Raw genomic sequence first — 13,757 nt, forward strand, 5'->3', positions numbered from 1 at the left:
GCGGTTGCGCACCTTCGATGGCGGCGCCCTGGCGGGCGCGTCAGACGCAACGGGCCTGGCCGGCTACGGCGGTGACATCGCCGCCACCGCCGACGGCTGGGCCGTGAGCTGCCCGCGCGTGAACGGCGTGGCGCTGTACGCCCCCGACGGCCGTGCGCGCGGCGTGGCAACGCTGCCCAACGCCTGCGCGCTGGCCGTCGTGGACGGCGTGTGTTGGGCCGCCGGGCAGACCGAGGCCATGCCACTGAACGCCGCACCCGGCCGCGAGCGGCGCCGTCTGCAGCACACCGCGCCACTGCGCCTCGACAACCACTGGGCCGGCCTCGCGCCAACCGCCTGACTCCCTCTCCCCGCCCACGGGGAGAGGGCCGGGGGTGAGGGGCCGCGCGCCGCGAACGGGCTCAACCGCGCCGCGCCGCCTCGATCGCCGCGATGTCGATCTTGCCCATCGTCATCATCGCGTCGAAGGCCCGCTTGGCGGCCTGGGCGTCGGGGTCGGTGATCGCCTCCATCAGCGCCCGCGGCGTGATCTGCCACGACAGGCCCCACTTGTCCTTGCACCAGCCGCAGGCGCTCTCCTGGCCACCGTGGCCGACGATGGCGTTCCACAACCGGTCGGTCTCGGCCTGGTCTTCGGTGGACACCTGGAACGAGAAGGCCTCCGAGTGCTTGAACTCCGGCCCGCCGTTGAGGCCGAGGCAGGGGATGCCCAGCACGGTGAACTCCACCGTCAGCACGTCGCCCTGCTGACCGGACGGGTAGTCGCCTGGCGCGCGCATCACGCGGCCGACCGCGCTGTCGGGGAAGGTGGCAGCGTAGAAGCGCGCGGCTTCCTCGGCGGTGCCGTCGTACCAGAGGCAGATGGTGTTCTTGCTGGGCATGGCGGTCTCCTGTTCAGGGCGAATGGGGAGGGCAGGAGTGGGATCTGGGGGATGGGGCCGAATGGCGTTTTGTCAGGGACTCGCGTCAGCGCACAAGCTCAGGGACTGCACACCGATGCTCGGACAACTGGCCGGGTCGTGCAGAGCAGGAACTTCCAATAAGGACGTGCCTAAATGCTTGTCACGCTTCCGTGAGCCTGACGAATAGCCACCTCTATTTTCTTGCTCGACTTGCCGCTCCACATAGCAGCGAGCGCAGGAGATACCTCTCGACAGATTCGATCAAGTCCAGCCTCATCCGCCATACCTGCGGCACGAGTCACAGCCGCCTCGAGCGTTTGGGCTGCGCAAATTGCTGCGATTCGATTCTTGCTCTCAAGCGCCTCCAGATCATTTAGTTTGCAATTCTTGATAACCGCTGCACCTTGAGGTGACTTATTCTTGGGCTCATAAAGCCAGCCTTGGTAAATAACTATATGACTTGAATATTTATGAATATACGGATGCACCCAGTTATACGAACTCGCCGACATCGGATAAGCGGCACCCGGCGCAAGCGTGAAGGTTGATGCAAATACAGATTTCACACCTTTGTTGTTGTTGCAATCCTTGCATGCCAACGCAAGATTACTCACCTCAAACATGAATCTCGTTTGCTTTCCCTTGTCTACAATATGTTCAATTTCTCGGGCGCCCTTATTGAATAGAATCACGCGTCGACAGTAACAGCATTTGTCATTCTGCAAGCATCGAAGCTTCTGAATAAGCCAAGTCTTATACCAATTAAAGGTTGAGCTGCCCCATTTTTCACCAACAGATGCGATACACGCTGCTAGCTTGGTTTGATCTGCATGGGAAACCCTAATTTTTTTGATGCGTTCGAATGTCGGAATTAGTATGGTCGCCATCAAACCTCACCTTTGGATGAGCCACCCAATACAACCGAGCTTAGAGTCTCGATTACCGACCGCGCAAGATCGTCCTCAGGCAATCCCTCCTTAAGCCTTGCCAAGTTTTCAACCGCGCTGACTAGCTTCGGGTTATCTCTGTCTCCCGCGCCAAAAAGACGAAGTGCACCGGCCATTTCTTGGCTGAATTCGAGGCTGCGGGAACTGGATAAACCGAAAACGTCCTTCAACATCTCATCAGCGGTCCAGCCGAAGGGCCCACTCGGGAGCGCCCTCGCGATCAGTCGCCCGCGAGTCTGCCGAATCTGAACAACCTCGCAGCGTCCAGGCGGCAAGGACGAAGCGACTAACGGGGAGTGCGTTGCCACTACAACGTGCACACCCTTGACCCCCTCGATCATGTCGTTCAACAGACCAAGGTATTGTTGTTGCCACGAAGGATGGAGGCTATTTTCTGGCTCGTCGACTAATAAGAGCGTGCCATCCTCTACGGAGGCGGCCGTAAACAGAAGGGACGAAAGGATGTGCCACTGCCCGGAACTTAGTTCACTTAGAGAATAGGCGTCAGTCGTGGAATAATTGCCAATATATGCGCCCTCTACGGTCAACAGTCCTGAGGAAACCAAAAGGGTCATAGCTTTTATATCTCCCTTAACGATAAGAGAGAACGATGGTTGTACCTCAACCCTTAGTTTTATAGGGCCGCTAGAATTCACAATCTCGACGATTTTGGAAGAAGTGGCCCGGCTTCTCTCTCGTCCCAAGAGAAGCCGCGGTGCTCTGCATTGGCTTTGCGAAAGCGATTTAATAGCTGAGTCGTGGATAATTTAGCTTGCAAATCATCGTTCGCCCTAAATGTGAACTCGATGCGATTGAATCCGCCAATTATCTTAAGCAAGGCGGATATTGCACGTCCCCTGTGATGGATTTGGTCAGAAGCCTGCAAAAGACTAAGTGCCACTCTATTTATACTTTGAACTCGACTAACCAGATTATTTTCCGTCCGAGGTCCAATATAACTATATAAATCCCCGCGATCCCTTTTGCCACGCAGAGTTAGTCTCGACGGAAATCTATCTGTAGCGACGCCCGAAAGCGCAATGATCTTCCTGATGGACCGTAGTTCTAAGCTACCTCCCCACAATTCAAGCCCACCAGCTTTGTTGCCGTATTCCAAAGCTTCTCGAGACGCCATTCGTGAGGCTAAATCTATGATGTCCCGCAGAGTACGACTTTTCCGAGTTCCATTTGCACCTATTAAAATGGAAAAAAAGTTATCCTCAGCCTTTTCTGGCCGAGAGAACCGCAATTTGAACGGCGTGAACGACGAATCGTTTGGCGCTTGAAACTGCCGAATCTTCATCTGCTATCCCTGATCGCGACCAACCGCGAAAGCGCATGCCGACGCACGCAATCACGACTTGTAACAGGCGCAGGATTGCCTAGCAATATGAGTTATAACTTCTTCATGCAGTGCATTGGCGGTCATGCCGATGCGTCTTGGACTCAAGCGGGTTCAAGCCTGTCTGAGGTTCGAAGGCTTACGTCTAGCACGCTGGTACCCGAAAGGCCGGCCCGACGCCGGCTGAGTTCGCCGATAAGAATTGCGGTCGCATAGCACCCAACAAAAGGCGCTCCGATGGACCTCGTAGCTAAAGTCGTGACGCCGCAAGGCTCGCTCCGGACCGCAGAAGCACCTGATGGGCATGTGCAAGTTGTGGCTGGACTTGAGAGTTAATGTCAATCCAAATTTGATCCGCCGCAGACGTGCCTGGAAATCCCCGCAATCTCAAGCGGCCGATCAAACCACTTCCTCAATCGCCCTCCCCAACAACCCCACCCCCAAATCGATCTCCTCGTCACTCACCGTCAACGGCGGCGCGATGCGGAACACGCCACCCATGCCGGGCAGCTGCACGATGTTCATGCTGAGGCCGAGCTTCATGCACTCGCGGGTGATGGCCGCGCCCAGGTCGGGCGCGGCGCGGCGGGTGGCGCGGCTCTCGACGATCTCGATGCCCAGCAGCAGGCCGCGGCCGCGCACGTCGCCGATGCAGTCCACGCGCTCCTGCAGCGCGCGCAGGCCCGCTTCCAGGCGCTGGCCGGCCACGCGGGCGCGCTCCACCAGCCCGTCGCGCTCCACCACGTCCAGCACCTTCAGGCCCACCGCGGCGGGCAGCGGGTCGGACACGTGGGTCGTGTAGAACAGGTAGCCGCGCGCGTGGCATTCGTCCTCGATGGCGGCCGTGGTCAGCACCGCGGCCAGCGGCAGGCCGGCGCCCAGGGTCTTGGACAGCGTGAGGATGTCGGGCACCACGCCGTCGCGCTGGCACGCGAACATCAGGCCGGTGCGGCCCACGCCGGTCTGCGCCTCGTCCAATATCAACAGCATGCCGCGCTCGCTGCACTTGGCCTTCAGCGCGGCCAGGTAGCCCAGCGGCAGGTCGATCAGCCCGCCCGAGCTGAGGATGGGCTCGGCGATGAAGGCGGCGAGGTTGCCGCTCGACTGCCGGTCGATCAGGTCGAAGGCGTAGTCCAGCTCGGCCTGCCAGTCGAAGCGGCCGTCGCGCTCGAAGCGTGGGCGGTAGGGGTAGGGCGCGGGGATCGCGAACGAGCCCACCGCGGCCGGCCCGTAGCCCTTGCGGCCCGCGCTGTAGGTGGCCGAGGCCGCGCCGCCGGTCATGCCGTGCCAAGACTGCGCAAAGCTCACCACCTCGTACTTGCCGGTGTACAGCTTGGCCATCTTGATCGCGGCCTCGTTGGCCTCGGCGCCGGTGCTCAGCAGCATGGCGCGCTCCAGGCCGGCCGGCGCCACGCCGGCCAGGCGCGTGGCCAGGTCCACCACCGGGCGGCTCAGCATGCCGCTGAACAGGTGGTCCAGCGAGCGGGCGTGCTCGGCCACCACCGCGGCGATCTCGGGGTGGCCGTGGCCGAGCAGCGCGCTCATCTGGCCCGAGGTGAAGTCGAGGATCGCGCGGCCGTCGGCGTCGTAGACGAAGCTGCCTTGGGCACGCTCGATGATCATCGGCTCGAACGTGCCGCCGTAGCGTATGAGGTGCCGGCGAGCGCGCTGCCAGAAGTCGGGGTCGGCGTTGCGGGAGGAGGTCGTCGTCGTGGTCGTCGTCATCGCGGGCTCCAGGGAGAGAGGGGGATCTGCGGCCGCAGGCTAGAGGCGACACGCTCGCAAGAAAAGCTAATATTTCTGAACGCTGCTATCAGAAGTGCTAACGCCGTGAGCCGCTCCCTCGACATCGACCTGTTGCGCACCTTCGTGGCCATCGCCGAGACGCGCACGCTGGGTCGCGCGGCCGCGCGCATCGGCCGCACGCAGGCGGCGGTGAGCATGCAGGTGCAGAAGCTCGAGGCCCTGCTGAGCCAGCCGCTGCTCAACCGCACCGGCCGCGGCGTCACGCTCACGCTGCACGGCGAGCGCCTGCTGGGCCATGCGCGCACCCTCCTGCGCCACCACGACGCGGCGGTGGCCGACATCACCGGCGCGGGCCTCACCGGCACGCTGCGCTTCGGCTGCCCCGACGACTACGCGGCCGCCTTCCTGCCGCACATCCTGCGCAGCTTCGCGGGCCGGCATCCGCAGGTGTTCGTGGAGGTGGTGTGCGCCCCCACGCCGCGGCTGCTGGCGCAGCTGGGCCAGCACGCGCTCGACCTGGCGTTGATCTCCACCACCGAGGGCGAGGGCTCGGCGGCCATCCTGCGACGCGAGCCGCTGGTGTGGGTGGGCAACCGGCACGATCACGCGGCCACGCAAGAGCCGCTGCAACTGGCGCTCTCCGACCCCGACACGCTGGACCACCGCGCCGCCCGCGAGCGGCTCGACGCCGCCGGGCGGCCCTACCGCGTGGCCTACGCCAGCGGCAGCATCTCGGGGCTGCTGGCGGTGGTGCGCTCGGGCCAGGCCATCGCGGTGCTCACGCAGGCCGCGGTGCCGGCCGACCTGCAGGTGCTGCCCACCGACGCGCGGCTGCCGCCGCTGCCCACGGTGGGCCTGAGCGTCCGGTTCGACCTGCCGCGGCCGCCAGCGCTGGTGGTGGAGTTTGCCGAGCACCTGCAGCGCATCGTGCCGGCGCTGTAGGGCTTGGTGGGGCCCTCAGCCCTGCCGCGGCGACCCGGCCGCCTCGTCCCTCGGCTCCGGCTGCCACACGCCGTCGACCAGCCGCTCGTTCGGCCTGAACTGCGCCTTGTAGGACATCTTCGGGCTCTCGCCGATCCAGTAGCCGAGGTACACGTGCGGCAGCTTGAGCTGGCGCGTCTGCTCGATCTGCCACAGCACGTTGTAGGTGCCGTAGCTGGCGTCGGGATCGGGCTCGTAGAAGGTGTACACGGCGCTCAGGCCGTCGTTCAGGATGTCGAGGATGGACACCATCTTCAGCGTGCCCAGCTGGCCTTCGGGCGCCGGCTCGCGGAACTCCACCAGGCGCGAGTTCACGCGGCTCTGCAGCAGGAACTGGGTGTACTGGTCGATCGAGTCGTGGTCCATGCCGCCGCCCGCGTGGCGGCCGGCTGGTAGCGCAGGTAGAGCTGGTAGTGCTCGGGTACGAAGCACAGTCGCAGCACGCGCGACTGCAGGCCCTGGTGGGCCTTCCAGGCGCGGCGCTGGCTGCGCGAGGGCTGGAAGCCCGCCACCGGCACGCGCAGCGGAACGCAGGCGCGGCAGCCGTCGCAATAGGGCCGGTAGGTGAACATGCCGCTGCGCCGGAAGCCGTTGGCCACCAGGCCCGAGTAGGTGTCGGCGTGGATCAGGTGGCTGGGCGTGGCGACCTGCGAGCGCGCCTGCCGTCCGGCCAGGTAGCTGCAGGGGTAGGGCGCCGTCGCATAGAACTGCAGCGACGCGAGCGGAAGTTCTTTCGGATGGGTCACGGGGCGGCCGGGCGGTGCGAGATCTCGGTCACGCTGGACGATGCAGGATCCGGGCCGGTGTCGAGCCGGAGCTGCGTCCAGTGCGATCGATGATAGGTCCAATCCTCCGGCGGGCGCTGCGCGACGGTGCGCGCCAGGTGCCCCTCGAACGCGGGACGGTCGATCTCGCGTGCGCCCAGCGAGCCGAGGTGCGCGGTGCGCTGCTGGCAGTCGATCAGCGCGATGTCGTTCGCGCGGCAGAACGCCACCAGCGCGGCCAGCGCGATCTTGGAGGCGTCGGTGGCGTGCGAGAACATCGATTCGCCGAAGAACATGCGCCCGAGGTTCACGCCGTACAGGCCACCGAGCAGCCGGCCGTCGACCCAGGTCTCGAAGGAGTGCACCGCGCCGAGGCGGTGCCACTCGGCGTAGGCCGCCTGCAGCTCGGGCTGGATCCAGGTGCCGTCCTGGCCTTCGCGCGGGGTCGTCGCGCAGGCGCGGATCACGGCGGGGAAGTCGTGGTCGATGCGCACCTCGCAGTGCGGCGCGGCGCTGAAGCGGCGCAAGGTCTTGCGCAGCGAATGCGAGAGCTTGAACTCCGCCACCGGCAGCACCATGCGCGGGTCGGGGCTCCACCACAGCACCGGCTGGCCTGCGCTGTACCAGGGGAAGATGCCGCGCGCGTAGGCCTCGGCCAGGCGCCGCGGCGAGAGGTCGGTGCCGGCCGCCACGAGGCCGGGCGCTTCGCTGCCGGCCGGCAGCGCATGGCGCGTGTCCGGCAGGGGGTCGTCGGGGCTTGCAAGCCAGGTGGGCATGCGCGCATTGTCCGCATCCGCCCTCCGGTCGCGTGGCCGTGCGGCCTTGGCTCCGCATGGCTGGTTTGTAAGATGCGACCAATTATCATTTGCAGGCCGCCTGACCCTGGAGCCTTCCCTGATCCTCGACGAACTCGAACCCGGCCAGCACGCCACGGTGGCGGCACTGCGCCTCGCCGGAGCGGCGGTGGACGCCGCGGTGCTGCAGCGGCTGGGCGAGCTGGGCTTCCTGCCGGGCGAACCGGTGCGCCTGCTGCGGCGCGGGCCGGGCGGCCGTGAGCCGCTGGCGGTGCAGGTGGGCGACACGATGTTCGCGCTGCGCCGTGCCGAGGCGGCCTGCATCGAGGTCACGCCGATCGCCGAGGTCGGCCCGTGAGCGCGGCAGCCTCGGCCGAGGCCCGGTTGCTGCAGGTGGCGCTGGTCGGCAACCCGAACTGCGGCAAGACGGCGCTGTTCAACCTGCTGACCGGCGCGCGCCAGAAGGTCGCCAACTACGCCGGCGTGACGGTGGAGCGCAAGGTCGGCGTGCTGCCGCTGAGCGACGGCCGCAGCGTGGCGGTGTTCGACCTGCCGGGCACCTACAGCCTCACGCCGCTGACGCCCGACGAGGAGGTGACGCGCGACGTGGTGTTCGGCCGGCGCGCCGGCGAGTCGGCACCGGACGCCATCGTGGCCGTGGTCGACGCGACCAACCTGCGCATGAACCTGCGGCTGGTGCTGGAGCTGCGGGCGCTGGGCCGGCCGATGATCGTGTCGCTGAACATGGCCGACGTGGCGCGTTCGCGCGGCCTGCAGATCGACGTGGCGCGGCTGTCGGCCGAGCTGGGCGTGCCGGTGGTCGAGACGGTGGCGGTGCGGCACAACGGGCATGCGGCGCTGCGGGCCGAGATCGAACGCCAGGCGCTGCGGTTCGGTGCCGCGGCGGACACCGCGGCCTTGCCCGCGGCGGCCGCACCGGCCCCGACCACCGCCGAACTGCAGCGCGAGGTGCGCCGCATCCTCGCGGTGGCGGCGCCCGGGGCCCTGCAGTTCGAGCGCTTCGACCACCGCATCGACGCCGTGGTGATGCACCCGGTCTGGGGCCTGGTGCTGCTGGCCACGCTGCTGTTCCTGATCTTCCAGGCGGTGTTCTCGTGGGCCAACCTGCCCATGGACGCCATCAAGGACGGCATGGCCTGGCTCGCCGAGCAGACGACGGCCCGCATGGCCGAGGGCCCGCTGCGCAGCCTGCTGGTCGACGGCGTGATCGCCGGCGTGGGCGGCGTGCTGGTGTTCCTGCCGCAGATCCTGATCCTGTTCTTCTTCATCCTGCTGCTGGAGGATTCGGGCTACCTGCCGCGCGCCGCCTTCCTGCTGGACACGGTGATGGGCAAGGTGGGGCTGTCGGGCCGAGCCTTCATCCCGCTGCTGTCGAGCTTCGCGTGCGCCATCCCCGGCATCATGGCCACGCGCACCATCGCGAACTGGCGCGACCGGCTCGCGACCATCATGGTCGCGCCGCTGATGACGTGCTCGGCGCGGCTGCCGGTCTATGCGCTGCTGATCGGTGCCTTCATCCCGGCGCGCGACATCGGGCCGTTCAACGGGCAGGGGCTCACGCTGTTCGCGCTCTACGCGGCGGGCGTGCTGTCGTCGATGGCCGTGGCCTGGCTGCTCAAGCGCTTCTGGATGAAGAGCAGCTACCAGCCGCTGATGCTGGAGCTGCCTCCGTACCGCCTGCCCAGCCTGCGCAACCTGGGCTACGGTTTGTGGGAGCGGGCGCGCATCTTCGTGCGGCGGGTCGGCGGCATCATCTTCGCGCTGACCGTGCTGCTGTGGTTCCTGTCGAGCTACCCGGCGCCGCCCGAAGGCGCCACCGGGCCGGCCATCCAGTACAGCGCGGCGGGCTGGCTCGGGCAGGCGCTGGAGACGGTGTTCGCGCCGATCGGCTTCAACTGGCAGATCTCGATCGCGCTGGTGCCGGGCCTCGCCGCGCGCGAGGTGGTGGTGGGCGCGCTGGGCACGGTCTATGCGCTGTCGGGCAGTGAAGATGCCGTGGCCGACACGCTGATGCCGGTGATCGCGAGCCAATGGTCGGTGGCGACGGCCTATGCGCTGCTGGCGTGGTTCGTGTTCGCGCCGCAGTGCCTGTCGACGCTGGCCGTGGTGCGGCGCGAGACCAACTCCTGGCGCTACCCCGTGCTGATGGCCAGCTACCTGTTCGCACTGGCGTACGTGGCGGCTTCATCACCTACCGCGTGGCGCTCGCGCTGGCGGGCTGAAGGCGAGCGAACGATGCAGCACCTCGTCGTCGGCCTGCTGGTGGCGCTGTGTTCGGTCTATGCGTTGTGGTCGCTGATGCCGACGGCCTTGCGTCGCCCGCTGGCCGGGTGGCTGCTGCGCGTGCCGGGGGTCGGGCAGGGCGGCCCGCTGGCGAGCGTGCTGCATCGCGCGGCGGCCGGGCCCAACGCGTGCGGTTGCGATGGCTGCGATGCCAAGCCCGCGGCTCGGCCGCGCGCCGACGCGGTGGTGCCGATCCGCATCCACCGCAAATCCGGCAGGCGCTGAGAGGCGCACGGCCTCCAGCGCGGGCTGCTCAGCCCTCGATGCGCCGCCGCAGCCGGCGCATGCCCAGCCAGGCGGTGAGCGCGATCACCGGCACGGCCAGCGCAATGACCAGCTCCACCGGCACCGGCAGGTGGACCGCGTGCGCACCCTTGGCCAGGTAGCCCACCAGCCCCACGCCGTAGTAGGTGATGGCCGCCACCGACAGCCCTTCGACCGCCGCCTGCAGACGCAGCTGCAGGTGCTGGCGTGCGTTCATCGTCGACAGCAGCTCGCGCGCGTGCTCCTGCTGCAGCGTCTCGACGCGTGTGCGCAGCAGTTCGCTGGCGCGCGACACGCGCTCCGACAGCGCGCCCAGGCGCCGCGAGGCCCAGGCGGTGGTGGTGACCGCGGGCTTCAAGCGGCGGTCGACGAACTCGCGCACCGTCTGCAGGCCTTCGAGGCGGGTCTCGCGCAGTTCGTCGATGCGCTGCTCGACCAGATCGAAGTAGGCCGACGATGCCGAGAAGCGGCTGTGGTGCCGCGCGTAGGTGGATTCGACCTCGCGCGCGAGCCGCGTGAGCGAATCCAGCAGCCGCGCCTCGTCGGTCGTCTCGCTGCCGGCGCGGGTGTCGGCCAGGCCGGCGAGCTGGCGTTCGAGCTCGTCGAGACGGCGCGTGGTGTCGCGCGCCACCGGCAGGCCGAGCAGCGCCATCATGCGGTAGGTGTCGATCTCGAGCAGGCGCTGCACGTTGCGCCCCAGGCGCCGCGGCGTGATCGCCGGGTTGCCCACGCCCACCAGCCAGCGGCCGTAGCCGTCGGGGTGCAGCCGGAAATCGCTGTAGATCTGCAGGTCGCCGTCGGCGATGTCGGCACCGACCAGCGAGTCGGCATCCAGCCAGGCGTCGACCAGGCCGCGCAGGTTCTGCTCGGGGGCGTTGAGCACCAGCAGGTTGGTGGCGACCAGCAGCTCGCCGGGCACCGTGGACAGCCAGCCGTCCGGCAGGGCGCGGTAGGCCGGCGCGGCGTCGAGCGCCTCGTCGGCGCGCAGCGGGCGCCAGACCGTGTAGCTGACGAACTCGGTGTGGCGCTCCCAGCGCAGGCGGCAGCCCGGCAGGTCGATGCTCAGGTGGTTGGCCTCGGGCGCCGGCAGCGGCAGGTGCAGGTCGCGCAGCAGCGTCTCGAGATGGGCGCGGTCGGCCACCTGCACCTCGGGGCCGGAGACGAAGGCCAGGTGCGATACCGCCAGCGGCGGCTGCATCCGTTCATACGGCCGCGCGTGGACTTCGTTGTGGAGCGCGGTGCGCAGCGGGTGAGGGTGACGGGTCGGCATGGGTCGAGAGTATCCCGCGACTGCCCCTCGACCCGCAGTGGCGTACCTTGTCCCGTAGCATCTCGGACCGACCCTGACGAATCTCGATCACCCAACATGCTGCGTCGCCGTGAGTTGCTCCTTTCTGCCCTGGTGTCCGCCGTGCCGTCGGTGCGTGCTGCCGATCTGCCGTCGTTCCCGCGGGCCGCGTTCGACGCGAAGACCGTGGCCCAGTTGCTGAAGGCGCTCGGCCTGCCGGCGCCGGTGGCCAGCAAGGACGTGCTGCTGCAGGCGCCCGATCTTTTCGAGGACGGCACCGTCGTGCCGGTGACGCTGGGCTGCGCGCTGCCGGGCGTGCAGCGATTGCTGCTCGGCGTCGAGCGCAATCCGACGCTGCTCGCGGCCCTGTTCGAGCCCGGCGAGCCGCTGGAGCCGAACATCGCCATCCGCGTGAAGATGCAGGAGACCTCGAACGTGATCGCGCTCGCCGTCATGAAGGACGGCCGCGTGCTGATGGCGAACAAGGAGGTCAAGATCACGCTCGGCGGCTGCGGCGGGGCGGCCGAGCCGCAGCCGGAACAGTCGGCGCAGCCGACGCTGATCCGCGTGCAGGCCGCGGGGGCCGGCGCCACCGTGCGCTCGCTGATGAAGCACGAGATGGAGAGCGGCCAGCGCAAGGACGGCAGTGGCCGCACGATCCCGGCCTGGCACATCCAGGAGGTGGTGGCGCGCGTCAACGGCCAGCCGGTGCTGACCGCACAGTGGGGCACGGCGGTGTCGAAGAACCCCTTCCTGCAGTTCGGCGTGCGCGGCGTGAAGCCGGGCGACAAGGTCGCGCTGGCCTGGGCCGACAACCACGGCGTCAGGCGCAGCGACGAGGTCGCCGTCGCCTGACGTTCACCCCCGGCCGGCGAGGCGCATCAGCTCAGCGCGTCGGCCCAGATGTTCTTCGCCCAGCCGAGCGCGTACTGCGCCTCGAGCGCATTGCGCTCGCTCGACAGGCCACCGGAGCCGGCCACCGTCTTGAAGGTCTTCTCGGCCTCGACGTACTCGTGCACGCTGGCGACGTGCACCACCAGGTCCGGCGCGACGAAGCTGTAGCAGGTGTTGGTCAGCAGCGGCTTCGGGTTCGGCGCCAGGCCGGAGAGCTCGGACACGATGGCCGCAGCGGCCACCTTGGCATGCGAGTTGGCCATGTGGCCGGACTTGGGCATGCCGGCGGCGAGCTGGATGGCATCGCCGATCACGTGGATGTCCTTCGCGGCGGTCGACTGGAAGGTGAGGTAGTCGACGCCGACCCAGCGCTTGTTGGAGTTGGCCAGGCCGGTCTGCACCGCGATCTGCCCGGCGCGCTGCTGCGGCAGCACGTTCAGCACGTCGGCCTTGAAGTTCTCCTGCACCTCGAACTTGAGCGTGTTGCCCTCGATGCCCACCACCTTGTGCTGCGGTCGGTATTCGATCAGGCCGGGATAGAGCTCGCTCCAGGCCTTCTTGAACAGCGCGCCCTTCGAGGTCACGTCGGGGTTGGCGTCGAACAGCACGACCTTGGACTTCGGCTTGGCCTTCTTGAAGTAGGACGCCACCAGCGCCACCCGCTCGTAGGGCCCGGGCGGGCAGCGGTACGGCGCCTCGGGCACCGTCAGCGCATAGACGCCACCGTCGGGCAGGGCCTCGAGCTGCTTGCGCAGCGCCACCGTCTCGGGCCCGGCCTTCCAGGCCTGCAGCACGCGGCCCTCGGCATGGGCCTCGCTCAGGCCCGGAACGGTGTCGAGCTGCAGCTCGACCCCCGGCGACAGCACCAGCTTGTCGTAGCGGATGCTGCCGCCGCGCGCCAGCGTCACGGTCTTCTTGGCCGGATCGACCGCTGAGACGTAGTCCTTCACGACGGTGATGCCGTGCTGCCTGCGCAGCCCGTCATACGACGTGGCCAGCGACGACAGGTCGCGCGCGCCTTCGAGCACCAGGTTGCTGAGCGGGCAGGAGATGAAGCTGTCGTTGGGCTCGATCAGCACCACGTCGATCTTGTGGTCCGACAGCAGCCGCACGTACTTGGCCGCGGTGGCGCCGCCGTAGCCGCCGCCCACCACCACCACCTTGGCCGATTCGGGCACGTGCGATGTCGCGCAGCCGCCCAACAGCGCCAGCAGGCCGGTCGCGCCGGCACCCTGGATCAATGCACGTCTTTGCATGGCGGTCTCCTCGTCACTTCTGCGCTGCGAAATAACCGGCGATCGCGTCGAGCTGCGCCGGCGTGTAGCCCTTGGTGAGCTGGTGCATGATCGTCGCGGGGCGCTTGCCCTCGCGGAAGGCGGTAAGCCGTTCGACGAGGTAGGCCTTGTCGAGCCCGGCCAGCCGGGCAAGCCCGGCGTCGGTGGACGACGAGCGGCCTTCGGTGCCGTGGCAGTTGGCGCAGGTGGCGGCCCAGCTGCGCACCTGCAGGGCGGCGGCGTCCTGGGCCAGCGCG

The 13,757-nt window shown here is 67.5% G+C and carries 13 protein-coding genes and 4 pseudogenes; 7 read left to right on the forward strand and 10 right to left on the reverse strand.

What is annotated here, in order from left to right; genetic code table 11:
- A partial coding sequence (locus Y694_RS14880; protein ID WP_036233861.1) for a DUF1513 domain-containing protein occupies positions 1-340 on the forward strand: 340 nt, incomplete at its 5' end.
- A 61-nt stretch (positions 341-401) separates the two neighbouring features.
- On the opposite strand, the gene Y694_RS14885 is transcribed toward Y694_RS14880, so the two are convergent.
- From Y694_RS14885 to Y694_RS14890, 5 genes and pseudogenes are all read right to left on the reverse strand, one after another.
- Positions 402-881: a VOC family protein gene (locus tag Y694_RS14885; RefSeq protein WP_036233864.1), complete on the reverse strand. Its 480-nt coding sequence runs from the start codon at positions 879-881 to the stop codon at positions 402-404.
- 170 nt (positions 882-1,051) lie between these two features.
- Positions 1,052-1,789, reverse strand: a complete 738-nt coding sequence (locus Y694_RS24345; RefSeq protein ID WP_152543564.1) for an HNH endonuclease — start codon at positions 1,787-1,789, stop codon at positions 1,052-1,054.
- The gene (locus tag Y694_RS26000) at positions 1,789-2,022 is read right to left on the reverse strand and encodes a hypothetical protein (RefSeq protein ID WP_231497707.1); all 234 of its coding nucleotides are present in this window, start codon (positions 2,020-2,022) and stop codon (positions 1,789-1,791) included. The genes Y694_RS24345 and Y694_RS26000 overlap by 1 nt, the downstream gene beginning before the upstream one ends.
- A gap of 123 nt (positions 2,023-2,145) precedes the next feature.
- Positions 2,146-2,424, reverse strand: a pseudogene (locus Y694_RS27240) (AAA family ATPase); the annotation flags it as partial.
- 1,166 nt (positions 2,425-3,590) lie between these two features.
- Positions 3,591-4,916, reverse strand: coding sequence for an aspartate aminotransferase family protein (locus Y694_RS14890; RefSeq protein WP_036233867.1), 1,326 nt, complete (start codon positions 4,914-4,916; stop codon positions 3,591-3,593).
- Between the two features lie 105 nt (positions 4,917-5,021).
- Here Y694_RS14890 and Y694_RS14895 point away from each other — a divergent pair, with 105 nt between their 5' ends.
- Entirely contained in the window at positions 5,022-5,879 is an 858-nt protein-coding gene (locus Y694_RS14895; RefSeq protein WP_036233870.1) for a LysR family transcriptional regulator, read from the forward strand.
- 15 nt (positions 5,880-5,894) lie between these two features.
- On the opposite strand, the pseudogene Y694_RS14900 reads toward Y694_RS14895, so the two are convergent.
- Together Y694_RS14900 and aat are read right to left on the reverse strand one after the other, a co-directional pair.
- A pseudogene (locus Y694_RS14900) lies at positions 5,895-6,664 on the reverse strand (arginyltransferase).
- Complete coding sequence (aat, locus tag Y694_RS14905) at positions 6,661-7,458, reverse strand: leucyl/phenylalanyl-tRNA--protein transferase (protein WP_036233873.1); 798 nt, start codon at positions 7,456-7,458, stop codon at positions 6,661-6,663. The pseudogene Y694_RS14900 and the gene aat overlap by 4 nt, the downstream one beginning before the upstream one ends.
- A 46-nt stretch (positions 7,459-7,504) precedes the next feature.
- On the opposite strand from aat, the gene Y694_RS23555 reads away from it, so the two are divergent.
- The 3 genes and pseudogenes from Y694_RS23555 to Y694_RS14920 all read left to right on the forward strand — a co-directional run bounded on the left by Y694_RS23555 (position 7,505) and on the right by Y694_RS14920 (position 10,005).
- A complete protein-coding gene (locus Y694_RS23555) occupies positions 7,505-7,834 on the forward strand; it encodes a FeoA family protein (protein WP_231497708.1) in 330 nt (109 codons plus the stop codon).
- A pseudogene (locus Y694_RS14915) lies at positions 7,831-9,719 on the forward strand (ferrous iron transporter B). Before Y694_RS23555 ends, Y694_RS14915 begins: the two are co-directional and overlap by 4 nt.
- Before the next feature lie 13 nt (positions 9,720-9,732).
- Entirely contained in the window at positions 9,733-10,005 is a 273-nt protein-coding gene (locus tag Y694_RS14920) for a DUF6587 family protein (RefSeq protein ID WP_036233876.1), read from the forward strand.
- A 28-nt stretch (positions 10,006-10,033) separates the two neighbouring features.
- On the opposite strand, the gene Y694_RS14925 is transcribed toward Y694_RS14920, so the two are convergent.
- Positions 10,034-11,314, reverse strand: coding sequence for a DUF3422 family protein (locus tag Y694_RS14925; protein WP_036233879.1), 1,281 nt, complete (start codon positions 11,312-11,314; stop codon positions 10,034-10,036).
- 96 nt (positions 11,315-11,410) lie between these two features.
- On the opposite strand from Y694_RS14925, the pseudogene Y694_RS22650 reads away from it, so the two are divergent.
- Together Y694_RS22650 and soxZ are read left to right on the forward strand one after the other, a co-directional pair.
- Positions 11,411-11,833: pseudogene (locus Y694_RS22650) on the forward strand (thiosulfate oxidation carrier protein SoxY); the annotation flags it as partial.
- Positions 11,834-11,890: 57 nt separating this feature from the next.
- A complete protein-coding gene (gene soxZ, locus Y694_RS26005) occupies positions 11,891-12,187 on the forward strand; it encodes a thiosulfate oxidation carrier complex protein SoxZ (protein WP_255343835.1) in 297 nt (98 codons plus the stop codon).
- Between the two features lie 26 nt (positions 12,188-12,213).
- Here soxZ and Y694_RS14935 read toward each other — a convergent pair whose 3' ends face one another.
- Both Y694_RS14935 and Y694_RS14940 read right to left on the reverse strand, forming a co-directional pair.
- Positions 12,214-13,482 carry an FAD/NAD(P)-binding oxidoreductase gene (locus tag Y694_RS14935; RefSeq protein WP_036233882.1) on the reverse strand — a complete coding sequence of 423 codons (1,269 nt, stop codon included), beginning with the start codon at positions 13,480-13,482 and terminating at the stop codon, positions 12,214-12,216.
- Positions 13,483-13,495: 13 nt separating this feature from the next.
- The coding region (locus tag Y694_RS14940) for a c-type cytochrome (RefSeq protein ID WP_051495806.1) at positions 13,496-13,757 on the reverse strand (262 nt) is incomplete at its 5' end.

Source organism: Methylibium sp. T29-B (genome assembly GCF_000576225.1).
GTDB lineage: Bacteria > Pseudomonadota > Gammaproteobacteria > Burkholderiales > Burkholderiaceae_C > Methylibium > Methylibium petroleiphilum.